The 26,860-nt window shown below is 60.0% G+C and carries 22 protein-coding genes; 13 read left to right on the top strand and 9 right to left on the bottom strand.

The window, feature by feature from the left end:
* The first annotated feature begins 3 nt into the window (after positions 1–3).
* Complete coding sequence (locus BM017_RS01595; protein WP_071488563.1) at positions 4–1,455, top strand: mannose-1-phosphate guanylyltransferase/mannose-6-phosphate isomerase; 1,452 nt, start codon at positions 4–6, stop codon at positions 1,453–1,455.
* Positions 1,456–1,551: 96 nt separating this feature from the next.
* Here the strand turns inward: BM017_RS01595 and BM017_RS01590 are convergent, their stop codons facing one another.
* Together BM017_RS01590 and BM017_RS01585 are read right to left on the bottom strand one after the other, a co-directional pair.
* A complete protein-coding gene (locus tag BM017_RS01590; RefSeq protein WP_139216839.1) occupies positions 1,552–2,040 on the bottom strand; it encodes a hypothetical protein in 489 nt (162 codons plus the stop codon).
* 133 nt (positions 2,041–2,173) lie between these two features.
* A complete protein-coding gene (locus BM017_RS01585; RefSeq protein ID WP_092240833.1) occupies positions 2,174–2,608 on the bottom strand; it encodes a hypothetical protein in 435 nt (144 codons plus the stop codon).
* Positions 2,609–2,785: 177 nt separating this feature from the next.
* Here BM017_RS01585 and BM017_RS01580 point away from each other — a divergent pair, with 177 nt between their 5' ends.
* Positions 2,786–3,250 (top strand): multidrug transporter, encoded by a 465-nt coding sequence (locus BM017_RS01580; RefSeq protein WP_092240831.1) that lies wholly within the window; start codon positions 2,786–2,788, stop codon positions 3,248–3,250.
* Positions 3,251–3,274: 24 nt separating this feature from the next.
* On the opposite strand, the gene BM017_RS29575 is transcribed toward BM017_RS01580, so the two are convergent.
* Positions 3,275–10,480, bottom strand: coding sequence for a SpvB/TcaC N-terminal domain-containing protein (locus tag BM017_RS29575; RefSeq protein WP_092240829.1), 7,206 nt, complete (start codon positions 10,478–10,480; stop codon positions 3,275–3,277).
* Between the two features lie 5 nt (positions 10,481–10,485).
* The gene (locus tag BM017_RS01570) at positions 10,486–10,734 is read right to left on the bottom strand and encodes a Tc toxin subunit A-related protein (RefSeq protein WP_256572933.1); all 249 of its coding nucleotides are present in this window, start codon (positions 10,732–10,734) and stop codon (positions 10,486–10,488) included.
* Between the two features lie 320 nt (positions 10,735–11,054).
* On the opposite strand from BM017_RS01570, the gene BM017_RS01565 reads away from it, so the two are divergent.
* A complete protein-coding gene (locus tag BM017_RS01565) occupies positions 11,055–11,867 on the top strand; it encodes an SDR family oxidoreductase (RefSeq protein ID WP_092240825.1) in 813 nt (270 codons plus the stop codon).
* Here BM017_RS01565 and BM017_RS01560 read toward each other — a convergent pair.
* Positions 11,864–12,721: a LysR family transcriptional regulator gene (locus BM017_RS01560; RefSeq protein WP_092240823.1), complete on the bottom strand. Its 858-nt coding sequence runs from the start codon at positions 12,719–12,721 to the stop codon at positions 11,864–11,866. The genes BM017_RS01565 and BM017_RS01560 overlap by 4 nt on opposite strands.
* A 111-nt stretch (positions 12,722–12,832) precedes the next feature.
* Between BM017_RS01560 and BM017_RS01555 the strand changes: the two genes are divergently transcribed.
* The 5 genes from BM017_RS01555 (at position 12,833) to BM017_RS01540 (ending at position 15,895) form a co-directional block, all read left to right on the top strand.
* Complete coding sequence (locus tag BM017_RS01555) at positions 12,833–14,017, top strand: MFS transporter (protein ID WP_092240821.1); 1,185 nt, start codon at positions 12,833–12,835, stop codon at positions 14,015–14,017.
* On the top strand, positions 14,014–14,415 hold the full coding sequence (locus BM017_RS01550; protein ID WP_092240819.1) for a DUF4440 domain-containing protein: 402 nt from the start codon (positions 14,014–14,016) through the stop codon (positions 14,413–14,415). Before BM017_RS01555 ends, BM017_RS01550 begins: the two co-directional genes overlap by 4 nt.
* A 105-nt stretch (positions 14,416–14,520) precedes the next feature.
* Entirely contained in the window at positions 14,521–14,820 is a 300-nt protein-coding gene (locus tag BM017_RS29250; RefSeq protein WP_256572926.1) for a hypothetical protein, read from the top strand.
* Positions 14,821–14,838: 18 nt separating this feature from the next.
* Positions 14,839–15,447, top strand: coding sequence for a hypothetical protein (locus BM017_RS01545; protein ID WP_256572927.1), 609 nt, complete (start codon positions 14,839–14,841; stop codon positions 15,445–15,447).
* Positions 15,437–15,895 (top strand): hypothetical protein, encoded by a 459-nt coding sequence (locus BM017_RS01540; protein WP_092240817.1) that lies wholly within the window; start codon positions 15,437–15,439, stop codon positions 15,893–15,895. Before BM017_RS01545 ends, BM017_RS01540 begins: the two co-directional genes overlap by 11 nt.
* Positions 15,896–15,901: 6 nt before the next feature.
* Here BM017_RS01540 and BM017_RS01535 read toward each other — a convergent pair whose 3' ends face one another.
* Genes BM017_RS01535 through BM017_RS01520 form a run of 4 tightly spaced genes read right to left on the bottom strand, consistent with a single transcriptional unit; the run spans position 15,902 to position 20,665 of the window.
* Positions 15,902–16,765, bottom strand: coding sequence for an efflux RND transporter periplasmic adaptor subunit (locus tag BM017_RS01535; protein ID WP_071488551.1), 864 nt, complete (start codon positions 16,763–16,765; stop codon positions 15,902–15,904).
* A 10-nt stretch (positions 16,766–16,775) separates the two neighbouring features.
* Positions 16,776–16,976 carry a DUF1656 domain-containing protein gene (locus BM017_RS01530; RefSeq protein ID WP_071488550.1) on the bottom strand — a complete coding sequence of 67 codons (201 nt, stop codon included), beginning with the start codon at positions 16,974–16,976 and terminating at the stop codon, positions 16,776–16,778.
* A complete protein-coding gene (locus BM017_RS01525) occupies positions 16,966–19,143 on the bottom strand; it encodes an FUSC family protein (protein ID WP_092240815.1) in 2,178 nt (725 codons plus the stop codon). The genes BM017_RS01530 and BM017_RS01525 overlap by 11 nt, the downstream gene beginning before the upstream one ends.
* A 10-nt stretch (positions 19,144–19,153) precedes the next feature.
* Positions 19,154–20,665 carry an efflux transporter outer membrane subunit gene (locus tag BM017_RS01520; protein ID WP_092240813.1) on the bottom strand — a complete coding sequence of 504 codons (1,512 nt, stop codon included), beginning with the start codon at positions 20,663–20,665 and terminating at the stop codon, positions 19,154–19,156.
* A 230-nt stretch (positions 20,666–20,895) separates the two neighbouring features.
* Between BM017_RS01520 and BM017_RS01515 the strand changes: the two genes are divergently transcribed.
* From BM017_RS01515 to BM017_RS01495, 5 genes are all read left to right on the top strand, one after another.
* On the top strand, positions 20,896–23,097 hold the full coding sequence (locus tag BM017_RS01515; protein WP_139216838.1) for a hypothetical protein: 2,202 nt from the start codon (positions 20,896–20,898) through the stop codon (positions 23,095–23,097).
* A gap of 97 nt (positions 23,098–23,194) precedes the next feature.
* Positions 23,195–24,163: a LysR family transcriptional regulator gene (locus tag BM017_RS01510; RefSeq protein ID WP_058422937.1), complete on the top strand. Its 969-nt coding sequence runs from the start codon at positions 23,195–23,197 to the stop codon at positions 24,161–24,163.
* 216 nt (positions 24,164–24,379) lie between these two features.
* The gene (locus BM017_RS01505) at positions 24,380–25,354 is read left to right on the top strand and encodes a 2-hydroxyacid dehydrogenase (RefSeq protein ID WP_092240809.1); all 975 of its coding nucleotides are present in this window, start codon (positions 24,380–24,382) and stop codon (positions 25,352–25,354) included.
* A gap of 86 nt (positions 25,355–25,440) precedes the next feature.
* The gene (locus BM017_RS01500; RefSeq protein ID WP_071491200.1) at positions 25,441–26,343 is read left to right on the top strand and encodes a chemotaxis protein CheV; all 903 of its coding nucleotides are present in this window, start codon (positions 25,441–25,443) and stop codon (positions 26,341–26,343) included.
* Positions 26,340–26,822: a GNAT family N-acetyltransferase gene (locus tag BM017_RS01495; protein ID WP_092240807.1), complete on the top strand. Its 483-nt coding sequence runs from the start codon at positions 26,340–26,342 to the stop codon at positions 26,820–26,822. Before BM017_RS01500 ends, BM017_RS01495 begins: the two co-directional genes overlap by 4 nt.
* Positions 26,823–26,860 lie beyond the last annotated feature (38 nt).

Below are 26,860 nucleotides of genomic sequence, written 5' to 3'. Positions count from 1 at the left end.
CCCATGATTCCAGTCATCCTTTCCGGTGGTAGCGGCTCACGTCTTTGGCCGCTTTCCCGTAAACAGTTCCCTAAACAGTTCCTGGCCCTGACCGGTGAACACACGCTGTTCCAGCAGACCCTGGAGCGCCTGGTGTTCGAAGGCATGGACACCCCGATCGTGGTCTGCAACAAGGACCACCGCTTTATCGTCAACGAACAACTGGCCGCCCGTAAGTTGGAAAGCCAACGCATCCTGATGGAGCCGTTCGGCCGCAACACCGCGCCGGCCGTGGCCCTCACCGCAATGATGCTGGTCAACGAAGGCCGTGACGAGCTGATGCTGGTGCTGCCCGCCGACCACGTGATCGACGACCAGAAAGCCCTGCAACGCGCCCTGGCCCTGGCCACCGTGGCCGCAGAGCGTGGCGAGATGGTGCTGTTTGGCGTGCCGGCCACCCGCCCGGAAACCGGTTATGGCTACATCAAGTCCACCAACGATTCGCTGCTGCCCGAAGGCGTGAGCCGCGTCGAGCAGTTCGTGGAAAAACCCAATGAAAAACGCGCCGTCGAGTTCGTCAAAAGCGGCGGTTACTTCTGGAACAGCGGCATGTTCCTGTTCCGCGCCAGCCGCTTCCTCGAAGAGCTGAAAAAGCACGACCCGGACATCTACGACACCTGCCTGCTGACCCTGGAACGCAGCGAACAGACCGCCGATACCGTGTCGTTCGACGAAGCCACCTTCGCCTGCTGCCCGGACAATTCCATCGACTACGCCGTGATGGAAAAAACCCAGCGCGCCTGTGTGGTGCCACTGAGTGCCGGTTGGAGCGACGTGGGCTGCTGGGCCTCGCTGTGGGCGGTCAACGACAAAGACGTCCACGGTAACGTCAGCAAAGGCGACGTGGTGATCCAGGACAGCCGCAACTGCATGATCCACGGCAACGGCAAACTGGTGTCGGTGATCGGCCTGGACAACATCGTAGTGGTGGAAACCAAGGACGCGATGATGATTGCCCACAAGGACAAGGTCCAGGGCGTGAAGCAGATGGTCAACACCCTCAACGACCAGGGCCGCAGCGAAACCCAGAACCACTGTGAAGTGTACCGTCCGTGGGGCTCCTACGATTCGGTGGACATGGGCGGCCGCTTCCAGGTCAAGCACATCTCGGTCAAGCCGGGCGCGTGCCTGTCGCTGCAAATGCACCACCATCGCGCCGAACACTGGATCGTGGTCAGCGGTACGGCCGAAGTGACCTGTGACGAGAACGTGTTCCTGCTCACCGAGAACCAGTCCACCTACATCCCGATCGCCTCGGTGCACCGCCTGCGCAACCCGGGCAAGATCCCGTTGGAGATCATCGAAGTGCAATCGGGCAGCTACCTGGGTGAAGACGATATCGAGCGCTTTGAAGATATCTACGGTCGCTCCACACCGGTAGAACGTGGCGTGTCGGTGAAAACTATCGCGCAGTAAAACAGTCGTACAAGAAGCCCTCGCCCAGCCCATTGCGTCCCCTATCCGCAGTGGGTTGGGTGGGGGCTTTTCTCGTTCAAGGGTTCTCTACACCTATCAGCGGACGCCCCCATTGTGTCCCATCGAATTGACGCCCCAATTTCTTGGGGAAAAGGCGTTGTAATTGCCGCTGGAGTGATCTTTCCCCGCGTTTTTGAATTGATCCTTGCCAAGTTTTTCAGCGGCCTTCCCTCCCCACATAAGCGCCCCACCTGCGGCTTTGGAGGCAAATCCCCCGGAGTTGGACACTGTCTTTCCGAGCACCTTGGCCATTCCCCCGACAACGGTCAGAGCGGCCCCCTGGGCTTTGTCCTTTTTATCGTTGTAGAGCGGTGGGAAGAAGTACGCATTCAGTTTGTCATTGACGCCTTGCAGAACCGTTTGTCGCAGGTTTGTAAGCCTCATGTTTTGCATACGAGGGAATAGGCGCGAGCTGACCTCCTCCCTGGGGGCTTGATCGATTGTTCCCAGCACGACAGGCGCTGGTACGGATGCAGGTACTACAGGAGAAATCTGCGCAGGAGCGAGGATGTTTGGAATGGCCATGGTGGATCTCACTTCGTAAGATGGCAGTAGGGTTACTGAAGGGCTTACAGAGCGTCTGCGTACCCGGTTTTTTGTAAAAAGACTCCACACTGGTTCGTGTCTCGAAGCCAATAAACACCTGGGGTGGTAGGTTTCAGCGGCGTCGGCAGTCCCACTCGGGCGAGCTCCCGAGGGCGATCGTCGGACGTCCTGCAAGATCGAATTTTTCGGCGCCATGCGCTTGGGCAACCTTGCCTCCCACAATCATCACTAGACCCAAGGCTTTGGAGAGAAGGCCACCACTGGCAGCTAACTTTTGCCCAGCCTCCTGCACGGCCATGCCGCCCACGGCAATACCCACACCCTTGGCGCTCATGTCACAGTTACGCGATTGCAGCATGGCTTGCTTCAGGTTTGTCAGCTTCTGAGCCTGCCTACGCGAAAACGGGTGTGATCCTGCCGCGTCAATCGTTTGCGTGAGCGATGCAGGGTGGGACTGCTCAGCCACTTTTGAAGATGTGATAAGCGCGGTCGCCACCGACGCTAGGGAAGAGGTAACCTCAGGAGCAAGAAGGGCTGCAATAGTCATCGTTTATCTCACTTGATCAGACTGCGATAAGTACATCCTGGACAATCCGTACTTCCCTGTTATAGCTCTGTGGACAAAATGCGTGGGCCGGTTCCTCGCACAGGAAAACTGATCCTGCGTTAGGCATCCACACCCGCCCGCGAGTAGGATGTTTTATCCGCATATGAGACTGTCATCATGTTTTTTGGCGTTCTACTGATCATCACTTGGCTGGTCCTGCTACTGCGCTACCCGGCCAGAGCCTTGCCGGTGTCGCTGGCCGCCGCCGTGGGCCTGGGTTTCGTGGCGATCTGGGTGGTATGGCTGGACAACCGCGAAGCCTCGCAACTGGCGCGCCTGGAACTGCGCATCAGCTACGCCCCGCAAGAGTGCCCGGCCGACCGCCCGCTAAAGTTGACCCTCAACAACGGCAACGATGTACCGCTGACCGAACTGCGCTGGCGCGTCGCCGCCTATGCACCGGGCGACTCGGTCAACCTGGCCGACAACGTCTACGCCGCCCCCCGCTATCGTGGCCCCGGCGAGTTGCAGGCCAGGGCGACGTGGGACGACTGCCTGCCCACCCCGCCCTTGCGCCCTGGCTATCGCCCGCAAACCCTGGAATTTCGTGCCGAGCACCTTCAAGGCCGATTTGCAGACTGAGCCACGGGGACAAGTGAATCAGATTCAGGCCGGATTGATCCGTTTGAGCAACACGCTTTTATGCGGCGAGTCCACAGTTGAGCGCGTGCGAATAACTTTTTGTTCCGCACTCGGCCCTGGATTATTCTTTACCCATTCAAGACGCTCTTTCTCACTGATGAGAGTGGCTTCATACACCTCCAGGATCGCTTCGGGCTCGACGTAGGAGTCAATCAATACCTCCTGCGAGCCTTTAGCAAAATTCATCACCCTGTTTAATTCACCTCCAATCGGCTTCGAGCCCGGTGCATCTGCATGCTCCTGCTGCATCGCCGCGCGCCCCTGTTCAGTGGTCAGATCAAAGGTAGTGCTCTCAGCCGGCCTGCGAAACTTCACGACCCTCTTGCTTCCCTCGGCAGCCCATATGCCCGCCACTTTGAGAGAGCGCGTGCCTGAGATCCATCTGGACTTGAGCAGGGCCCTCGTGCCTCTTCGAACATGTTCATACGAACTGGTGAACTTGTCATGCCCGATCGGCGGTCGAAGCCCCCTGAGTTTAAGCCTGGTTTCATCCTTGCGCAGCGCACGATAGAAAATATCCGGATCCTCACTTTCCGATTCTCCTTCCGAATCTGGATGTCGGGCCCTGACTCGGGGTGGGACGCTGGTCACCTGGGACGAAGGCCCTGCCTGGTTGTCCAACCTGGGTCGCTTCGAGGACGAAGCCGAAGATTGTTCGTCCTGGGCTCTTTTCCCTTTCAAGCCATCATCGTCAATAAGATTGACAGGGTTGTTTCCGACCATCCGGTAGAGGTTGGGCCCGTCAATCATCAATTCGGGGTCCGGGCTCAACCATCGCTGTTGCCAAGGTAAGTAATAGCGTCGCTTGAAGTAGTAAAGCCCCGTCGCATCGCACTCCTTGCCCACGTAACCCAGCGTACGATAACTCTCTTCACTGGAATCACCACGCTCCCAAAGAGCTGTAGTGCCAAACGGATGGTAACTTTCGCGACTGACGACCTTCGCCATACCATCCAGCTCTACGGCCCATGATCGCAAATGATCATCCAGGTTGTAGCGGTACTGATCATTTGCCACTCGCTTGGGTCGCGCTGTTTCCCAGTGCAGCACCTGCACTTCACCCACAGTGATCACATGCAACACATTGCCGTGCACATTACGGATCTCCAAATCCGGTAAATAGCGTGTTTCCTGGGTGACAGCACGCGCATTGGTATGGGCAATGCGCACTTTGCGCCGACGCTTACCTTCTGAGTCGTAGACGTAATGCTCACTGTCATTGTCGGTGGATTCGCGCACCACCGGCTCTACGTGGAGCAATTGGTTACGCTGATCCCAATTCAGCGGTCGGCCCTCCAGCCTGAGTAGGTTGCCATTGGGGTCAAACTCGTCGTCGAAATCAGCTTGGGTCAGCGACACACCCTGACTTTCAGGCAAGCAGCGATTGCTGAAGGGAGCCGCCTTCAAAATCCGCCCATGGCTTTGTGGCCCTTGGTGGATCAACTCCAGCAAATTGCCGCCCCTGTCATAGCGGTACGTCTGACAGTATTTGGCTATTGCGAGGGGGTCGGCCACGTGATTCGGCCCTTGGCGAAGACTGCCCGCTTCAAAGCCAGTTGCCCTGACCAATTGACCGATGCTGTCGTGGTGGTAGCAACTGATCGGATCGATACGCTGATTGTTAAAAAACCGCACCGCTAGCGTCGTGTCCTTAATTCTGACAACGTTACCCGCCGGTTCATACTCGTAATGAAGGTCCTGCAAGAGCGCGCCACTGCCGCGATAACTGGACAGCTGGCGTAATCGACCGTCTAGAGGACAGTAATCAAACTGCCTGACCACACCATTGCCCAGGGTTTTGCGTTCTATCTTGCCGTGCGCATCGTAGACAATGGCGCTCACCAGAGTCGTTTGCGCTGACGCCCCCTTGAGCCTGAGCCACGCCTCACGCAATTGGCCGTCGACCGTGTAGCGGAAGCCCTGGTGATTACCTGCCACATCGATCTTTTGCAGCACCCCGCCGAGTGCATCGAGGTAAACCTGAGTGCGCAACCCCTCGCCAGGCTCCAACAAGGCATTGCGCAGGTGCAAGGATTTCGGCCAGTCCGGCATATCCAGGGTCTTCAGGAAATGCTGCACATGATCCAATACGGTACCGCCCATCGCGTACTCGTTGAAATGGCGAGTGCCCGCAGTGTCATCCTGCCGGATGACCTGCCCGCATAGGTTACTGTCGGCATGGACTGGCTCTGCACGCGCATAGGTAAAGCGCTCCGTGCACAAGCCTTGCTCAACCACTGCCAACGGTCGTATCAACTCATCAAATTCGACCTCGCGCTGCGTACCCCGCCCATCCTGCGAATACACGTTTTGCCCGGCTTCACCAAACACGTGGACACGCCACCCAGCGTCGACGCTTTGGGTACTCAGCACCTGGCCGCCCAAGGAGTAAACAGTTGTCAGGTTTGCCGGCACCGTAGGGTCGCCTTCATGCAGTAAATGCAAGCGGGGGTCCCATTGGGCAGTTGCCTGGCCTGCCTTGTTGTAAAGCGTGCGTGTGACTCTCAGGTCTGCCGCCCCCTGCGGATCGCTGCGGCAATAGGCAACTGCGCGGCAGGCCAGGCCGCGCGGTTCAATCGCCGTCAGGTCAGGCGTATGCGTGTGCACCTGGGGATTGAATAATGGCGTGACATCCGCGTACGCCATGGCTGCTCGGGTTTCTTCATACGTGTCGTTTTCATCCTCACTGATGGTGTACCAGCAACGGAAAGTCTGACGCCGCAGATGGCCTTCCTTGGCAAGAATAGTATTCGTCGGCCGCCCCAACGGGTCGTAGAGCTGTGTATCGTAGTAGCCGTGCAGGCTGGAGCTGGCGTCGTTGATGCAATGCCAATTCGAGGCAAAGTACGGCCGATACACCCTCACCGCAAGCCCCTTGTTGTTGTACTCGACCCGCTCGCTGACGCGCCAGCGCGGCACATCCGGCAGCGTAATCGGCTTGCCCTCGGAGTCCAGCGCCAGGGTGCCGTCCGACTGCACCTGGTACGCATAGCCATCGTCCACCTTATGCTTGGTTTGCAATGGACGGCCGAATCCATCCCAACAGCGGATCGTCATGCGAATCTGCCGGTCAGGGGCAGTCGGATCATTATCCGCCAGGAGGAGCACACCATGCACCGGTTCGCGCTGCACGTTCACCAGGAGCGCACGCAGGCGCTGGCGTGCAGGCGTCAAGTCTTGCGTCGGTAAAAGCGCATGCGCGCCAGCGCGTATGTGGCCACTGGGCAACAGGTCGCCTTGCTTAACGCACTCGTCAAGCCAGGCCAAGTCCGACCGGTCAACTTCGGGTATGCGGCCCATCCAACTGAACGGGTTTTCGAAATAAGCGGTGGCGGCACCTTGCAGTGCTTGCTCCGGCGCCTCGATCGCGTGGGCGGGGCTGTCGTCCTGTGGCCGTTGATAATTGTCAACGGGGTCGAATCCCACGGCCTCACCGCGCTCCACACCGTAAAAGCTGGTAGCCAGCACCTGTCCGAAAGCGCCATGTAGGACTTCCTGGCTATTTTGATTGGGGTCGAGGATGCGGGCAGGTTGCATCAAGCGGTAATCAATTTTCTCGACCTGAGTCTTACAGCCATCAGGCAAGGTCACCGACGTGTTCAGGCATCGGTGAGGGTCATAGCCCAGTAACGTCACGCCGTGGGCCTGGGTCTGCTGCACCGTCAAGACCTGATGAAAGTCGGACAATGGGGCATAGGTGTAGAAGCCCCGCCTGATCGACCAAAGCGGCTCCGGTTCCAATTGCGGGCCGAGCAGCCAGGGCATGCGGCGGTAGCCGATCTCGGTCAGGCGTGCCGCCAGGTCAAACGGCATATCGCCGTGTTCATTCTTGAGCAGGTCATACGCCTGGAGCGCGGGTTTATCGAGCTCAGCCCTCTCCACATAGTCCGGCAAAGCCTCGAAACCGGCCTGGCCGTCGGGCCATGGCGTGTTACCGGGAAGCTTGCGATAACGCTGCAGCGATTGCCCGACCAGCTGGCGCTGGATGCTGTCATTGAGCGGGTTGTCGGCGCTGGCGGACGTAAAGTATTCGTAGGTAATGTCTTGCGGCATCAGGCCTTTGGGGCCAGCGCCCTTGACCAGCACCATCGCATCGGTGCGTTGCAAATACGGCAGGCCCAAGCGCCAGGCGTCGGGCTCGGTCAGGTTGATGAATCGCGCAAGGGTCTGCGTCAGGTAGTAACGCTGCTGTGCATCATCATGGGTGTCGCACCACCAGCGTTTTTGCGGCGCAAGCGTGTGAGGGTCCAATTGGCACGCCGGATCACTCCGAGCAGTGAGACGCCGGGCGTATTCGACGGTAACGCTGTCGGTCGGGTTGCCGACAGCATCCCAGTGCAAATTCAAGGTCTTCTGACACACAGGGTCGGCGCTTTTGCGCTCGTAGCGATAGGTGATGATTTCAACCGGTAATACGTGCAGCACATGATAGGGGGCATGTTTTCCACCGGTGGGACGCTGCAGCCTGCGCAGCAGGTAGCGATGCTGCTCGACGGAATACGGCGTGCCGTCCTCGTCACCAAAGTCAAAGAGTTCACTGCGCAGCACCTGCCCAACCAGTGCATTGCACATTTGTTCCTGTTCCTTGGCATCGGGGACGACCAACTGATCGCAGTCGTCCGCCTCGTGATAATAGCTGTAGAGCGTACCCTTCAAATCGATAGCGTCACTATCCCCGTCGAAGTAGTCCTGGGTGGGTGGGTCCACGGTGTCACCGACGTGATACCAGGTTTTGCGCAACACCGGCGCGCTGTAACCCTCCTCGCGCTGCCCATTTGCCTGCTCTTCGCAGTCGCTCGACAGCTGCAAGGCGAACCCATGAAACTCACGCTCGACGCCTTCGTAGAAGGCCTTTCGATAGCTGAACCGCTGGGTCAATTGGTTGCCGGTGATTTCATCATGCTGTATTTGGACGCTGACCAAGGGCAGCGCAAATGGCAGGTGGCACACCGCTGGTTGTTCGCGGGCCTGGAGGTATTGTTTTTCATCCAACCACTCCTGGGCCGAACTGCGGTACACGACAGTTGCGGCAGCACCGAGGTTATTGTTGGTGCCACACAACAGGTACGGCTTGGCGTGAACCAGGTCATAGCGCCAGTGCCGAGGGCTCATATGGGGCACGGTCAGCACCAGGCTCGAATACCCCTGCCCTTGCAGGTCCGCGGCGCTGACTTGGCAAAATCGGTCATAGTTCACACCGGGTGGCCAAGGCAGGCACAGGGGGACTTCATCAAAACCGTTGCCACCACGGTTCATATAGATCAGCGCACAGTTCGGCCGCAATAACACCAGGTCGACAGCACCAGAGCCGTCGAAATCGGCGAGCAGCACCTGTGACGCGTCGAACTCATCGTAGGTGAAGGGTAACTTGCACCACACAAAACCCTTGCCGAAACGCCCACGCCCCAGGTTAGGCCAGCATTTGAGCTGATCATGGCGCACTTCAACAAGATGCTGCTGGCCGGAACCCAGCACGTCACAGAACGCCACCAGTCGGTCATTCGCGCGACTGAATAGCGGCAGGCAGTCATCGTCGATACTGTGCGCCACTTCCTGGGCGGCTCGATATCCTTCTGCGCGACCGCTCGCATAAAGGCGCACGCTGTGTGGACCGATCATTGCCAGGTCCTGCAGCCCTGCGCCCATCAGGTCCGCCAGTTGCGCCTGAGGATGAAAGAACTCATTGGGCAGTGCCTTCAGCGAGATGAACTGATCCCAGCGGCCATCCGGCCGGTAGGTGAAAAAGCCGCTCCAACCCGGCTTGGCGATGATCCAATCCGGAGTGCCATCACCCGTGATGTCCGCCAGGAATTGCCGCACAGGTTTTGTGCTATCGGCGACGGGAATGCGTTCGAGCTCACGCCACTCGTCATAAACCACCTCATCGGGATGGGTCGGAGCCTCGGCCCGTTTGGGCGAGCGGTAATACCAGCTTTTGTCGCTGCGATAGAGAATGCCTGCCATGCCTTCGCTCAGCAGATCGAACAGATGGTAGCGATCACCATCGTTCAAGCCGGGCATCGCATCGAAAGGTTGGAACCCCGTCACATCTTCAACCGGGGAGAACGCCTGATAAGTAAACTCAATAGGGGGGCGGCTATGAAGCACGCCATTACCGTCACACGCCTGGGAATGGGCTGCGCTCAAGTGGCTGTAGCCCAGGGCGGTAGTGTGGTACTCGAGTAGCAAACGTTGTACCAGGACCGGCTCAGGTCCGAGTTCCGCAAAGCTGTGAAACATCAGGACTTGGTGGCACAAGCGTTGCGTCCACAGTCCGAAGCCATAGCGGTAGTCGGAGTAGGCATCCGTCCGTGCAGTCCAATGTTCTGTTCCAGCATAGGCTGGGACCGCCTCGATCCCACGGGGCCGCTCCCCGTAGTCAAACACCAGATGAAAGTGCCACTGCACATTGGCCCAGCCAGCAACTTTCCAGGCATAAAGGTGCCTATGTCCCTGGGCATTACCGTAATGCACCGCGCTCAAGTAACGCTGGGCACGGCCATCACGGGGCTGGTCGGGGCCTGGCGCGTCGGTGTCACGTTTATATTCATAGGCCACGTGCTCGCCAGCGGGGTTAACTTTTTCATGAATCAACCAAGCGGCTACGTTTGTCTCATCATCAGGACAAGCCAACCGTGAGTCCGCGGTCTTACCGTAAATGTGAAGGCTGCCGTCTGCCGTATGCACCAGCCAGAACATGGTCTGATCGGCGTTTGAGGTCCAGCGCTCAATCAAGGCAAATGCGCCTTCGATGCGGGGCCAGTAACGTGTCACCTGGTGACTGCCGACGTCTAGCCCGCGGTAATGGGTTTCGGTCCTCTGGACTAGTTGTCCATCGCGGTCATCCCGTTCCGGCATCAACACTTCGCCGTCGGGGCCGAGAACCAAGTCCTCATCGGTGTAGGTAGGTACGCCTTGGGATGTGCGCCGACTGATGGCATTAACCGTCTTGCTCCAGCCCATACCGAAGTCGCTGTTGCCCGCATCGCTGCGATAGCTCAACGCAAGGTCCGGCGCAAGGCCGCGTCCAGGGGAAATAGGCAAGGGCAACGCATATGACGCCGTTCCCCTCGCGCCTACGGCACCCAAACCATCCCCAAGACTTCGAATCGCGCCACCGCCCTTCGGCAGGCTGGGTGGAATGATGTTCAGTGAGTCGTCATGGTTCATGAGGGCTACTCCTGGCCGAGTTTAGCGGTGTAACTCAGGTGGAGGATGATGTCTTGCAGCGATTCGATGTGCCGCTCACGTATCTGCGGATTTTGCTCGGTAAATGCCAGGCGCCAACGGGAGACCGAGCCAGTGGGTTCGAAGGGGAGATAGCGCTCGTCATCGCCGGTGAATTGGCCGTCGTCGTTATCCACGTGAGATAAGACAATTTGCAACTGACCTTGCCTTTCCTGGTTTTTTTGAGGCTGCGTCAGTCACCAGGCCTTTTAAAAAACGGGTGTTGAAGACCGGCTTGACTTGCGGTGCTTTCGCGCCGGTCTTGGGTTTGGCTTTCGATTTAGACGTTGTTGGTGGTTTCGCTGTCGTGGATTTCTTATCTTTGGCTTTCACATCCAGTTTGCCCCTGTTGCCCGAGTGAGACTGGATTAAACATAAGCCATTTCACACGATGGTGAACCTGTGAAAGTTGACAGGTTCACGCTCGTTTCCCGCGAAATGTACATGTTTCAATTTGCACCACAGCTACGGTAGGGTGCCTCTCCACAAAGACAGCGACACCGCCAAGGACCGCCCCATGCCCAACGTACTCATCACTGGTTGCTCCAGCGGCATCGGCCGCGCCATGGCTGACGCTTTCAAGGCAGCAGGCTTCGAAGTGCTCGCCAGCGCTCGCCGCGAAGCCGACGTTATCGCCCTCAACAACGCCGGTTTTCACGCCGTGCTGCTGGACGTCAACGACAACGCCGCCCTGCTAACACTGGCCAGCCATGTGGGCGAGCTGGACGTGCTGATCAACAACGCCGGTTACGGCGCCATGGGCCCACTGCTTGATGGCGGCACCCAGGCGCTGCAACGCCAATTCGAAACCAATGTGTTTTCCATCATCGGCGTGACCCAGGCGTTTTTTCCGGCGCTGCGCAAACGCAAAGGCCTGGTGGTGAATATCGGCAGCGTGTCCGGGGTGCTGGTGACGCCGTTTGCGGGCGCCTACTGCGCATCCAAAGCGGCCGTACATGCCCTGAGCGACGCACTGCGCATGGAACTCGCGCCGTTTGGCGTGCGGGTCATGGAAGTGCAGCCCGGTGCGATCAATACCAGCTTCGCAAAAAACGCCGGTGCCCAGGCCGAATTGTTGATCAACGAGCAATCGCCGTGGTGGCCATTGCGCGAAGGTATTCGCGCACGCAGCCAGGCGTCGCAGGACAAGCCGACACCCGCCAATGAGTTTGCGGCGGACGTACTCAAGGCCGTGCAACAGTCGCAACCGCCGCGCCTGCTGCGTTCGGGCAACGGCAGCCGCGCGTTGCCGTTGATGGCGGCGCTGTTGCCCAAGGGGTTGTTGGAGAGGGTGCTGAAGAAGCGTTTTGGTCTGGCGGGCTCACTCTAGCCCTTCATGAAATCAATAAATGCCCGCACCTTGAGCGGCAAATGCCGAGTGTCCGGATACATCGCATAGACCCCTTGCGGAGCGAAGCGATGGTCCGGCAACAGGCGCACCAACCTCCCGCTGTTCAGATCGTCCTGCACCAACCACTGCGGCAACACTGCCACGCCATGCCCGCGCACGGCAAAGGCTTGCAGGACCGCCGCGCTATCGGCCACCAGCGAGGCATTGCCGGGACGGTACTGATGTTGGCCACCTTCGGGGTCGGTCAGGCTTAACTCAGTCAGACGGCCATGTGCCAATTTGGGCAACGGCTCCAATGCCTCCAGCGTGTCAACCCCGGCGAACTCCGGTGCCGCCACGACAAACACCTCGAAGGTGGACAATTGCACCGCGCGGTGATTGGAATCGAGCAGGCGGCCCAGTCGAATCGCCACGTCGAAACGTTCGGAGATCAGGTCGGCATGGGTCGAGGAAGTGGACAAGTGAATGTCCAGGTCCGGATGCAGGCGGCGGAAGGCTTCGACCGCCGGCGCGACCACGGCCAACGCGTATTCGATGGTGGTGGTGATGCGCAACGTGCCTTTGAGTTGGGCATGCTCCGAGCGGGCTTCCTCCACCGCCAATCGAGCTTCTTCGAGCATGCGCGTGCAACGCACGTAGAAGCGTTCGCCGGCATCGGTCAGCGCCAGTTGGCGGGTGTTGCGGGTCAACAGAGTAACGCCCAGTTCCGCCTCCAGGCGCTTGAGGTTGAAGCTGACCACGGCGCGAGTCTGGCCCAACAGGTCAGCGGCAGCGGTGAGAGAGCCGGCCTCGACCACGGCCTTGAAGGTGTCGAATCGGTCCAGGCTGACCATGGGTTGGAGGTCTCTTTGTCAAAATATTTTTGACAAACTAGCAGGCAAACCGGCGTAGCCCAAATGTTGTGTGCGGCCTACCCTGCCCGCTTCATTCGCAGGATTGCGTTCATGACCTACCGCTCGAAAGTCGCCTGGATCTTTTTGCTGGGCTTCGCCCTGGACCTGGTAAACATGTTTGTCGCCACCGTCGCCTACCCGGACATTGCCCGCGAACTGCACGCCTCGGTCACGCAACTGGCCTGGATCAGCAATGCCTATCTGATCGGCCTGACCGGGATCATTCCGCTCAGTGTCTGGTTGGCTGCGGTGATGGGGGAGCGAACGCTGATCGCGGCAAGCCTGTTGCTGTTCGCCGGGGCATCGGTGATGGTGGGCCAGGCGAGTTCGATTGAAACACTGATCGGCTGGCGTGCCCTGCAAGGGCTGGGCGGTGGCTTGCTGATTCCCGTCGGGCAGGCCATGGCTTACCGGCATTTCCCGGCGGCTGAACGCAGCCAACTGACAGCGCGAGTGATGTCGGTGGCATTGCTGGTGCCGGCGCTGTCTCCGGCTCTGGGTGGTTTGATTGTCGACAACGTGTCGTGGCGCTGGATCTTCTACGCCAATCTGCCACTGGCGTTGATGACCCTGCTGCTGACCGTTCTATGGATAAAACCTGACAGGCCGTCGAGCCGTCGTGTGCCACTGGACGTGGGCAGTATTTTCCAACAGATGCGCAGCCCAATGCTGCGCACCGCGATGCTGATCTACCTGTGCATCCCCGGCGTGTTCATCGGTACCAGCCTCATCGCCATACTCTATCTTCGCGGCCTCGGGTACGACGCCACACAGACCGGCGCCTTGATGCTGCCGTGGGCACTGGCGTCGGCACTGGCGATTTTGCTCAGCAAAAAACTGTTCAACCGCTGTGGTCCGAAGCCGTTGTTGTTGGCGGGCATGCTGCTGCAATGCCTGGGCATCTTATTGCTGAATGGCCCTGCACTGATCATTCCAGCCTATTTGTTGATGGGGTTGGGCGGCAGCCTGTGCAGCAGCACCGCGCAGACCCTGGCCTTTCTCGACATCCCCGCTGAACGCATGGGTCACGCCAGCGCCTTGTGGAACATCAATCGGCAAGTGAGCTTCTGCCTGGGCGCAGCCATACTCAGCGCACTGTTGTCAGCCTTGGATTCCTTCGCCATAACCTTCACGATGGCGGCAGCCCTGACCCTGCTGCCTCTTTTTGCGGTGCTGCGCCTGGATGCGTCCAGGCTACGTGCACTGCTTCACCCTGCCAGCGAGCCCGACCGATGATTGACTACAGCGATTTTTTTGAAGAAGTGATCCAGACCCACGTCGAGATCGAACAATGGTTTGCCGGTGTCGCACCCGAAGGTACCTTGCAGACGTTGCTCGCCCGCTTTTCGCCGGAGTTCAGCATGATCGCCCCCGCTACCGGCGCACGGGTAAATGCCGCCGGGGTCAATGCACTGTTCACGCGTCTGGGCGGCATGCGCCCGGGGTTGAAGATCACCTTGAGCGAGATGGCCGGGATCGACCGGCATGCTCGTGGGGCGACGGTGACTTACCGCGAACATCAGGTGGATGCCAGCGGCACGCAGACGGATCGCCGCGCTACCGTGGTGTTTGAGAAGCAGGCCAGTGGCGTGCTGTTGTGGCGGCATTTGCACGAGACCTTCATAGCGCAGTGAGATAATTACCAGGCCGCGTCCTACAAAAAACAGCGAACGGCCTGACATCATTACAAGGAAACAATCCCCAGGCTCTTTCACCTCTGTCGACTCACAGGTGAAAGGATGCCCAGGGATTTTCTGCAAAGTGGTGTGCCGCAAGCGCATACCACTACTCGCCAGCGGCTGACCAGTCTGCTGGACCTGCCCAAGCTCTATCGAACCATAGATGCCGACCCGGCCATCGTCGGGGCCGCAGTGGTGCATATCGGCAGTGATTATCAGGTGACGGTACTGCGTGAGTTTGTGCCGCTGTGCAGTATCAGGCCCAAGCGCGTGATGTTGCGGGAAATGACGGGGCCGGTCAGGACGGCAGAAGAATATGCGCAGCTGGCGGCCAGTTCACTGCATGAGTCGCAGGTGTGAAAAGAAGCATCGGGAGTCGTGAGTTCCTGCGGCGGGGCTGTAATAGGCATCATAATTGCGAAGGCAGGAATCGCGGCGGCACCGTTCAGCGCAGGTACCAGTCTTGCTTTGTCCTACGTTGCTTTGGCCGGCACGGCTGCAAGCGGCGTGCAATGCCTCAACAGTCTATGGCGGACCTACAATGAGTTCGTCAACCCCGCCGAGAACGACTACTACGACTCGTTAGGTTGGTACCAGGCAATGACCGTCGCTCTAGACGGAATCTCACTCGTCGGTGCGGGAAGCACTACGTTTGCCACGGTAAAAACGATTATGGCGATCAAACATTCGACGGGGCGCGAAGTCACTGATGTCTTGAGGCATATGAGTCGTCAGGAACGCGCAAAGCTAACCAGCGAAGTATTACGCCTGAAAAACCCTCGTCACCCCAGTGCAATGGTTCGCCTGAAACAGTTGTCTGGGCAGTTGCCCAGACGCTTCAGCAATTCCCAGATACGCCTAAGCATCATGACTCAGATCCAAGACCAAATCGGCGCCACTTTGGCTGTCACGGGCAGCACTCTATCCGGAAACGTCAATCACGTGATCGTTGCACTCTACGAGGAGTTCGACAGCCATGAAATATAGCGTCGACCCCTTCCGGGAGTATTTAATTTGGCGCCGTTATGCGTACCGTTTTTTACCGGTATGGGGTGGCGCCTTACTGCTTTGCTTGAATACGATTGCCGGCAACATGGCGCATAGCCTCTCGTACTACGCAGCGCTCTATCACCTATCGACCGAGTATTCTTTCGGAACCGGCGTAGCACTCTGCTTGATCTTCTACGTGGGCCAAGCGATGTTGTGGGAAGGATCCCGTCATGCATCTCGAGTACTTGTAACTGTGATCATCGCGAATATCTTGCTCTCGATCGCCTATCTGGGCAGCCACGCTGTGACATTGCTCAACCTATTGCCGCTATTCTCGGCTCTGCTTTACATCTTGGTTCTCAATTCAAAAAAACATCGCCGTTTTACCAGCATCTTGAGAGTGAAACGCCGTCGCAAAGTGAGGGCCAACGCACTCCGCCAATAGCCGACCTCAACCTCCCGACAACTCCCGCACAATCACCGTGCACGTAATCCCCGCCGCCAACAACACCCCCTGCGGCACTTCATCGATATGAATCCGCACCGGCACCCGCTGGGCCAGGCGCACCCAGTTGAAGGTCGGGTTCACATCGGCAATCAACTCGCGGCTCTCGGGATTGTCGCGGTCGTAGATGCCGCGCGAGATGCTTTCTACATGGCCCTTTAAGGTCTCGCCGCTCATCAACTGCATATCGGCTTTGTCGCCGACCTTCACATGGGGCAGTTTGGTTTCTTCGAAGAAGCCGTAGACCCAGAACGAATTCATATCCACCACCGCCATCTTCGCTTCGCCGATGCGTGCGTAGTCGCCTCGGTGCACGTTGAGGTTGGTGACATAGCCGTCCACCGCCGCCAGCACCCGGGTGCGTTTCAGGTTGAGTTCGGCGGCTTCCAGTTGCGCCAACGCATGCTGGTAATCGGCCAAGGCGGAGTCGGCGATGTTGCTGGCGTCGTCACGGTTTTCTTTCGAAATCACCAGCGCATCGAGGTCCGCCCGGCGATGGGCGTTGACCTTGCGCATTTCCCAGGTGGCTTTGCGCGACGCGACCAGCGATTGCGCCTGCTTGACCGCAATGCGGTAGTGCTCGGGATCGATCTGCATCAGCAGGTCGCCTTTTTTGACAAGCTGATTGTCACGCACCGGCACGTCGACCACTTCGCCGGTGACGTCGGCCGCCACGTTGATGATGTCGGCTCGCACACGGCCGTCGCGGGTCCACGGGGTTTCCATGTAATGCACCCACAACGTGCGGCCAATCCAGATCGCCAGGGCCAGTACCAGCAAGGTCGCGAGCAGGCTGAAAAACTTTTTCATCGGGGCATTCTCAACGGTAGACGCTCAGCGCCAGGGCGCCGAACAGGCAGACGAACAGGCTCAGGCGCAGCAACGCCGGGTGCCAGAAAAAACGGTACAGGTCGAACCCGGCCAGGAAGCGATCCACACCCCAGGCCAGCCCCGCCGCGATCAGGAACATCAGGGTCATGGTCGGCATATAGATGCCATGGAAGGCGATTTCACGGGGCATGCGCAGCTCCTTTAAAGGCAGCGAGTGGCGATTGCGGGTCGAGCAATGAAGTGCGGATAAAGTGCAGGTAGCTTTTCACCCGGCGCAGGGCCGACGTGTCGAAGTGCGGGGCGAAGGGTTCGTCGGTAGCCTGTACGCGGCTGATCGCATGGTCGACGGCGATGAGGCCGCGCTCCAGGTTGCTCACGCTGGGTTGCAGGAACAGCCGCACCAGCGAGCGGCCCATCACGCGGATCGCCTGGCGCCACGGCTGGGACTCGGCGTACGCCGGGTGCACCGGAAGGATCGCCTGTTCCTTGCGCAGCTCAATGATCGCGTGACCGACTTCCAGCACCACGAACATCCAGCGCAGCAGGTCGCGCTGCACTTGCGGCTGGCCGACGGCGAGGCCGTAGGCCTGGTGCAGCAGGTCGCGGGTGCGGCTTTCAAAACTCGAGGCCAGGCCCTTGAGCTTGCCGCTGATCGCATACACCACCTGTTCGCGCAGGTCCTGCTCCAGGCGGCGCCACAACCAGCGGCTGTTGGGCGGCAGGATGATCGCCCCCGCCGCCGCGCACACCAGCATGCCGATGACCATGGCGATGTAGTCGTTGATAAAGGTGTAGGGGTTGTAGACCGTGAGGTTATCCGGCACCGAACCGGTGCTGAAGAAGATCAACAGGCCTACCCCGACACCCGCGTATTGCGGACGTGAAGCGAGAAACGCGCCGAAGATGATCACCGGCGCAAGCATCACGCACAGCAGCGGGAAACCGTCGATCCAGGGGAACACGAAGAACATTTCGACAAAGCCCACCAACGCACCGAGCAACGTGCCGCAGGCCATCTGGAACGCCATGCGCTTCGGGTTCGGCGTGGCGGCGGACAGGCCCACGGTGGCGGCGGCAATCAGGGTCATGGTCGCACCGCTGGGCCAGGCGGTGGCGACCCAGTAACTGCCGAGCACAATCAAGATAAACGACGCGCGAATCCCCGAGGCGGCGCAAGCCAACCAGTTGGTCTTCGGGATAAAGGTTTCGTCCCACTGCTCGCGCGCATGGCTGTGATCGGCCAGGGACGCGTGGGTTTGCGCGTAGTTGTGCAGGTCGTCGACGAAACGGTAGAGCAACTCGTAGGCGGTGTGGAAATCCAGCTGCTCGGCTTCGGTGGGATCGCCTTCCTGAAAGGCCGCGCGCAGGCTACGGACCTTGGCGGGCAAGCTGTCCTTGTAGGCACTCAGTTGATTGACCAGGCGCGCCGCGTCAGGGCTGGTGAGCGCACGGCCAGTAAAACCATCGAGCACTTCGGCGAGGTCTTGCAGGCCGGGTTTGATCGCCGCGACAACATGGTCGGCTGCATCGCTGCGCAGGCGCTCGAGCAACTGGTGCAAGGCATTGAAGCGCGTGGTGAGGCTCATGAACTCGCTGTTGAGGCGACTGAGCCGACCATTGCGCCGGCGCATGTGCGGGTCTTCAAACACCGTGACACTGCGCAGCCCTTCCAGGCCCACGGCTTCGGCGATGAAGCGCACGTTGCTGGCCTCGAACCCTTCACGCTGGCTGCGCCCGCGCAGGCCATCGGTGACGAACAGCGCGAACACCCCAAAGCGCTGGTACAAGGCATTGCGCATGGCGGCGCTGGAGGTTTGCGGCAGGATCGCGGCGCTGACCAGCGTGGCGCACAGAATCCCCAGGGAGATTTCCAGCACCCGCCACACCGCTGCCATGAAAGCACCGTCCGGATGCGCCAGCGCAGGCAGGCCGACCATCGCCGCCGTGTAGCCGGCCAGCACGAAACCATAGGCGCGAAAGTTACGATTGCGCGTGGCACCAGCGGTGCACATGCCCACCCAGATCGCCAAGGCACCAAGGAACAACTCGGTGTTCTGCGCAAACAAGGCGATCAGCAGCACCATCACCGCCGACCCCGCCAGAGTGCCGAGGAAGCGATAGAAGCTCTTGGCGAACACCTGGCCGCTTTGCGGTTGCATCACGATAAACACGGTGATCATCGCCGTGCGCGGTTGCGGCAACTCCAGGCGCATGGCCAACCACAGCGTGAGGAACGCGGCGGCCAGCACCTTGAAGATATACACCCAGGTCACGCCATCGCTGCGTACCCAGTCGAAAAAACCACGGCGCCACTCAAGGGCATGCAGCCAGCGCAGCGGTGCAGGCAAGGGAGTCATCAAATCCTACTCAGTGATCGAACACGGCCAGTGCCGTCGGGGTCTTGCTCGGGAGGGTCTTGGCGTCTTGCGGTACGTCGCTGCCAGCACCGAGGCCGCCGCCCAGGGCGGTGACCAGTTCGGCGTGGGCACTCAGGCGGGCGGCCTGCACCTGTTGCTGCACCTGCTGCTGGCGGAACAACAACGTCTGCGCATTCAGCACATTGAGGTAGTCGGTGAGGCCGCGCTGGTAGGCGATCATCGCGATGTCGTAGGTTTTCTGCGCCGAGGCCACCGACTGCGCGGCGAAGGACGCTTGTTTGTCCATGGACTCGCGACGGATCAACTGGTCGCTGATGCCCTTGAGTGCGTTGACCAGCGTCTGATTGTACTTGGCGACCGCGATGTCATAACCGGCGCTGGCTTCACCCAATTGCGCACGCAGGCGCCCTCCGTCGAAGATCGGCAAGGTGATCGCCGGACCGACGTTGTAGTTGAATTTCTTGCCCGCCAGGAACTCCAGTATGCCGCCACCGGTGGCCATGTAGCCGAGGCTGCCGACCAGGTCCACGTTGGGATAAAAACCGGCGTGGGCCACGTCGATGCCACGGGCCTGGGCCGCGACTTGCCAGCGGCTGGCGACCACATCCGGGCGTTGGCCGAGCAATTGCGCAGGCAGTCGCGACGGCAGTTTCAGGGGCGCGGCGAGAGACAGGGTCGGGCGTTGCAATGTCGCGCCCTCCCCCGGCCCCTTGCCCGCCAGCGCTGCGAGTTGGTTGCGGCTCAGGGCGATCTCTTCGTCCAGGGCGTCCAGTTGGCGATGGGTTTCCGGCAACGGCGTTTCGGCCTGGCTGACATCAAAGTGGGTGCCGATCCCGGCGTTCAGGCGTTTGTTGGCAAGGTCGAGAATCTGCTGCTGTTGCGCCAAGGTGGCCGCGACGATATCGCGATTGGCGTACTGCAACGACAGCTGGATATAGGCGCGCACCACGTTGTTCTGCAATTCGAGCTGGGCCTGGCGCGCTTCGGCGGCGCTCATGTGCGCCAGGTCGACGGCACGTTCGCTGGCATTGCTTTCACGGCCCCACAGGTCGAGGGCGTAGCTCAGGCCCAGGGACGCATTGTTATCCCATGTGTTGGCACCGCTCAGCTCGCCCGGCCCGTAGAATTGATCCTTCGGCCAATTGTGACGCTTGAGGGTAGTGTCGCTATTGATCTGCAACGACTCGGCCGACTCGGCAACCCCGGCCATGGCCCGTGCTTCACGCACCCGTGCAACGGCCATGGCCATGCTTGGGCTGTTTTCGGTAGCGAGGGCGACCCAGCGGTTCAGTTGGGGATCGCCGTAGGCTTGCCACCAGTGTGCGGTGGGCCAGTGGGCGTCTTGCGCGGCGCTCTGGATGGCGTCGTCGGTAGCCAGGTCATTGGCGTTGAGGGACTGGCCTTGAGGGGCTACTCCTCCGGTTCCGATGCAGCCGCTGATTGCGAACGATAAAGCCCAAACACTGAGAGTCTTGAGCTCTCTGCTGATGCGACGCGGCACTGCTGTGAATTCCTGAGAGGGTGTTGCGGGGAGAGGTGGCGCAATTCTAGGCGGCGGCTTGGCGGACGATAAGCTGGCATTCCTGTGAATCTTTGTTACCGTTCAGGCGATAATCCGAGCTGACGCCAAGGATGTAGGGCTATTTATCCCGGCACAGGGACATTCTCCCTACAGCGCGGTGCGCTGCCAGCAAGCACACTGACGAGCATTCCACCCTCTGGAGTGCCCGAATGTTTTCAGTCCTCAACGCACGCCCTTTCGAAGCAGCCATATCCGCCCCTGCACAACAGACCGCTGACGTTCTGCGCAGGCAGCTACACCTCTCGCCAGCACCACTGCAACCCGGCATGCGCCCCCTGGAGCGTGATGTGTGCTGGATTGCGGACAGCGTCCTGGAAAAGCTGATCCCACTTGCAGACGATCATCGCGATCGAGCGTCAATAGAGGCGCTTCACCACAAGCTGTCCAGCCGTGAGCCGAGCCTTGAGGTGTCGGTAGAGGCATTACCGGACTTTTACGCGTTTTTCAAAAAGGCCGAACACCTGCTTCGCCGGCACCGCACCTCCAGGGACCCGGACATCGAGGCCGACTATGCACTGTGTCGTGCCCTCAAATGGCAGTTTCGGGCAGCCGTCAGTGCTGGCAAACATCTGCGCCTGACGCAAAAGTTATTACCGGCACTCGCCTATGTCCGCAATGGCGGCGAACGCAGCAACCACCGTCATATCGGCTACAACGTTGCATTGGAACCAACGCAACAGACGCGTGCCGGGCCGCAGCTGGCAGCCGACTCCCGCCTGGAGGTCTGCGCCGACCAGCGCATCAGAAGCACGCGCGCCATCAGCCTGCAGGCACAGTTGAAGTCATCGATCGAGAAGCTGTTCCAGACCCACAGCCAACTCGGTATCGGCTATGTTTCGGCTCGCGAATACGAAAACCTGGAACAGTACGCCGATGCGCGCAGCCATTCCGTTCGCACCTCGCTAAGCGAGAGTATCCGTCGCACTGTGAAGAACCTGCCCAGCTTGTTGCGTGATAGCTACAACCTGCAGAAACACCTGGCCTACTCAGCGCTGAGCCAACCCTATGTCAGGGCGGCATTGGCCGACGCAGGCCTGACCGATGTTGAGCTGCCCAGCGTGAGAAACACGTCCCAACCGGTGATCACCGAACGCGGCTTCGCGTTGACGGCCCATAACAAGTCGACGGTGAATGTCTTCAGTGCTCTGCAGGTGAAAACCACGATAAAGCCAACCCTGCAACGCACTCACCGACACATCACCCTGGATATCCTGAGCCTGTATGAAACGGCGCCGGAGTTGGCGCATCGTCGCCTGGCCTCGCACAAGCACTACAACGACGACCCCCTGGCACTGTTGGCCGACATGAAAAACCACATAGACGCCACCAGCAAACAATTCACCCGGCAGGTCTGCACACCCGTGCCAGCGTCCGAGCTGAACGCCACCCGCCACGCCAGCAACAAACAGGCCCAATCATTGCTGGAGCGCTATGTACTGCTCAAGGCACAGTCGCGCATCGATAGGCCGCTGGAGAATGAAATGTACACGCTGATCCAGCGTCACCCTGCTCAGCTGCGCCCCGATGCGCTGAAAGTCTACAAGCTGACCGCCATCGCCCAGATACAGAGTTTCTCTGCCGGGGTAGCGGCCTCGTCACAGGGCGGGGCGGGCAAAGGCGTGACCATTGAAGTCAGCCAACGCAAGCTCGATGACCCGCACCTGAGCGGTGATTACCTGACAATCGATATTGCCCCTTTAGAATCCCGGCAAGTCGTCAAGAAAATGCTGGACCAAGCACTTGATACCATTGGCGAGCAGACATTCGGCTGGGGACACCTGGTCCGCTCGATCAGCGAATCGCTGCCTGATCCCGCCAGACCGTGGTCCACCCAAGTGCTGGTAAAGATAAAGCACGGCCAACCGGTGGTGCTCTATACCCGTCATACGGAGGACAAAGACCGCAATCTGGTACTGCCGCAACAGGTTGAACAGTTCAGCGTCATCGAGGCGCAGTCGTTGCGCACCCGGCAAACCTTGCACAAAGACCGGTTAGGCAGCGACTCACTGGATCATCTGCTGCCAATCGCCCTCCGCTACCTGGAAAACCCCGATGAGAAGCCGGGCTGGGACGATTACGTAGAGCGGCACGCCGATGACTTTCATGCATTGCTCGACACCCTGGGCCGGCAGGCCCACGGTACGTCGCTGACCGCGGAGATTGACGCACTCAAACGCATCAGTCCGGTACTCGCCCGGGCCGCCGAAACCCTGATACAGCGCGCCCACGCCGCCCTCGACGTACCTACCGGTGAAAACCGCGCCCGCGCACAGGCGGCATTCAATCACTTGCTACAGGAATACATGCCGCACTATAGGGCGAAAGTCAGTGAGGCCTGGACGTTGTCCTGACTCTTCGCCACCCACGTCGGGAGGGGACAGCGCCCAGCGGATACACACCTGCGCGCAACTTCATGTCACAATTTGGCATCTCCCTTGAGAACACTCCATGGACACTTTGCAAAACATGCGCGCCTTCAGTTGCGTGGCCGAAGCCGGCAGCTTCACCGCCGCCGCGGTGCAACTGGATACCACCACTGCCAATGTGTCGCGCGCGGTCTCCAACCTTGAGGCCCATCTGCAAACCCGCTTGTTGAACCGCACCACTCGGCGCATTGCACTGACCGAGGCGGGTAAACGTTACCTGTTGCGCTGCGAACAGATCCTGGCCTATGTCGAAGAAGCCGAAGCCGAGGCCAGTGACGCCCATGCGCGCCCCGCCGGGCAATTGAAAGTGCACACCATGACCGGCATCGGCCAGCATTTCGTCATCGACGCCATCGCTCGCTATCGCCGCACCCATCCGGACGTGACCTTCGACCTGACCCTGGCCAACCGTGTGCCGGACCTGCTCGACGAAGGCTATGACGTGTCCATCGTGCTGGCCAGCGAACTGCCGGACTCGGGCTTCGTGTCCCAGCGCCTGGGCATCACCTACAGCATCGCCTGTGCCTCGCCGGATTACGTCAAGGCCAAGGGCTGCGCCCATCGCCCCAATGACCTGCTCAACCATGCCTGCCTGCGCCTGGTCAGCCCGGTGATCCAGCTCGACAAGTGGACCTTCAACGGCCCCGAAGGCCAGGAAAGCGTGGCGATCAATACCTCGCCGTTCCTGGTGAATTCGGCCGACGCGATGAAAACCGCGATCACCAGCGGCATGGGCATTGGCCTGTTGCCGGTGTACGCGGCCATCGAGGGCCTGCGCAACGGCACCCTGGTGCGGGTCATGCCCAACTACCGTTCCCAGGAATTGAACCTGTACGCCATCTATCCCTCGCGCCAATACCTGGATGCGAAAATCAAGACCTGGGTGGAATACCTGCGCGGCTCGCTGCCGGAGATTCTGGCGGCGCACCAGGCGGAACTGGTGGCGTATGAATTGAGTGGCAGCCTGAGCGGTGCGCGCCTGGCGAACTGATCTCTCCCAGGTGATATAGATCAAATGTGGGAGGGAGCTTGCTCCCGATAGCGGTGCGTCAGTCACCAGATGTGTTGACCGGTCCACTGCCATCGGGGGCAAGCCCCCTCCCACACTTGGTCCGGTGCTCACATGGATACATGTGACGTCCTGACAACTGTCGGCAGGAATGTTAGCGTGCTTGGCATTCTCCCGTAGTCGATGAGCCCGCCTGCAATGAAAAAGACTGTCCTCGCCTTCAGCCGCGTCACCCCGGCAATGATCGAACGCCTGCAACAGGATTTCGAGGTGATCGCGCCCAACCCCAAGCTGGGTGACATCAACGCTCAATTCAATGAAGCCCTGCCCCACGCCCACGGCCTGATCGGTGTGGGCCGCAAGCTGGGGCGCGAGCAGTTGCAAGGCGCAAGCAAGCTGGAAGTGGTGTCCAGCGTGTCGGTGGGTTACGACAACTACGATGTGGCGTACTTCAACGAGCGCGGAATCATGCTCACCAACACCCCGGATGTGCTCACCGAAAGCACCGCCGACCTGGCCTTCGCCCTGCTGATGAGCAGCGCTCGCCGGGTGGCCGAGCTGGACGCCTGGACCAAGGCCGGCCAGTGGAAAGCCAGTGTCGGCGCGCCGTTGTTCGGTTGTGATGTGCACGGCAAGACCCTGGGCATCGTCGGCATGGGCAATATCGGCGCGGCCGTGGCCCGGCGTGGCCGCCTGGGTTTCAACATGCCGATCCTCTACAGCGGCAACAGCCGCAAGCCGGCGCTGGAGCAGGAGTTGGGCGCACAGTTGCGCAGCCTGGACGCGCTGCTGGCCGAGGCGGATTTCGTGTGCCTGGTGGTGCCGTTGAGCGACAAGACCCGGCACCTGATCAGCACCCGCGAGTTGGGGCTGATGAAGTCCAGCGCGATCCTGATCAATATTTCCCGCGGCCCGGTGGTAGACGAACCGGCGCTGATCGAAGCCCTGCAAAGCCAGCGTATCCGTGGTGCCGGCCTGGATGTGTATGAGCAAGAGCCACTGGCCGAATCGCCGCTGTTCCAACTGAGCAATGCCGTGACCCTGCCGCACATCGGCTCGGCCACCCATGAAACCCGCGAAGCCATGGCCAACCGTGCCCTGGACAACCTGCGCAGCGCCCTGCTGGGCCAGCGTCCGCAGGACCTGGTGAATCCTCAGGTGTGGAAGGAATGATTTTAGCGGCCCATGCCCCTAAAGCATGGGCCGCTCAAGTCGATAACCTTCCATAGATCGTCATCCCTGATCCACAGAAGGTTTTTATGCCCACCACCAAAGCCCGCGCAGACTCACTCTCGCTTCTGCTCTTTACCTTGCGCAGCGGCAAGCTGATGGCGATCAACCTGCTGAAAGTCAGCGAAATCATCCCATGCCCGCCGCTGACCAAGCTGCCGGAGTCCCACCCGCATGTGAAAGGCATCGCCACTCTGCGCGGCAACTCGCTGGCGGTGATCGACCTGAGCCGCGCCCTCGGCGAAATGCCCCTGGCAGACCCGGACGGTGGCTGCCTGATCGTCACCGACGTGAGCCGCTCCAAACAGGGGTTGCATGTGCAGGCGGTGAGCAAGATCGTGCATTGCCTGACCACCGACATCCGTCCGCCGCCCTACGGCTCCGGCGGTAACCGTGCGTTTATCACCGGGGTGACCCAGGTGGAAGGCGGCCTGGTGCAGGTGCTGGATATCGAAAAAGTCATCCATGGCATCGCACCGGCGCCAATCGAAGCGGCGCCCACCGACTTGACCATGGAAGAGGCCGAAGTACTGGGCAATGCGCGCATCCTGGTGGTGGACGACAGCCAGGTCGCGCTGCAGCAATCGGTACACACTCTGCGCAACCTCGGCCTCACTTGCCACACCGCACGCAGCGCCAAGGAAGCCATCGACGTGCTGCTGGAGCTGCAAGGCACAGCCGAGCAGATCAATGTGGTGGTGTCGGACATCGAGATGTCGGAAATGGACGGCTACGCCCTCACCCGCACCCTGCGCGAAACCCCGGACTTCCAGCACCTCTATATCTTGCTGCACACCTCCCTGGACAGCGCGATGAACAGCGAAAAAGCCCGGCTGGCCGGCGCCGATGCGGTGCTCACCAAGTTCTCTTCGCCCGAGTTGACCAAGTGCCTGGTAGTGGCCGCTCAAACCGTGGCGCAAAAAGGCCTGTGAGCGAATACTTCCAACTGCTGCGCCGCGACCTCACCGGCAGCCTGCCTGCCCCGCTGTGGCCCGCGGATACACAGTTGGATCATTATCGTGACGAGCTTGCACCAGCGATTCATGCGGTATTGCGCATGACCCAGGACCAGGGCGGCGGCCGCGTTCCCCACCTGGAAACCTGGCAGCACCAATTCACCACCGACGCCGAGTTCGACCCCACGCTGTGCCTGGTGGCGAGCAACCACGAAGGCATTCTCGCCGTCGCGCAATGCTGGACCAGCGCGTTCATCAAGAACCTCTCCGTTCACCCTTGCGCCCAGGGCCAGGGGCTGGGCCGCGCCTTGTTGCTGCACAGCTTCCAAGTGTTCAAGCAGCGCGGCGAGCCCTATGTGGACCTCAAGGTATTGGAAAGCAACCTGCGCGCTCGGCAGTTGTATGAGAGCGCAGGCATGAGATTTGTCCTACGCGATGTAGTGACAGAGGACTGACAGGCACTGGCGTGCAACTTGCTTCCACAGAGACAAAA

The organism is Pseudomonas sp. NFPP04 (assembly GCF_900113815.1).
GTDB lineage: Bacteria > Pseudomonadota > Gammaproteobacteria > Pseudomonadales > Pseudomonadaceae > Aquipseudomonas > Aquipseudomonas extremorientalis.
This window is presented reverse-complemented; position numbering and strand designations above follow the sequence as displayed.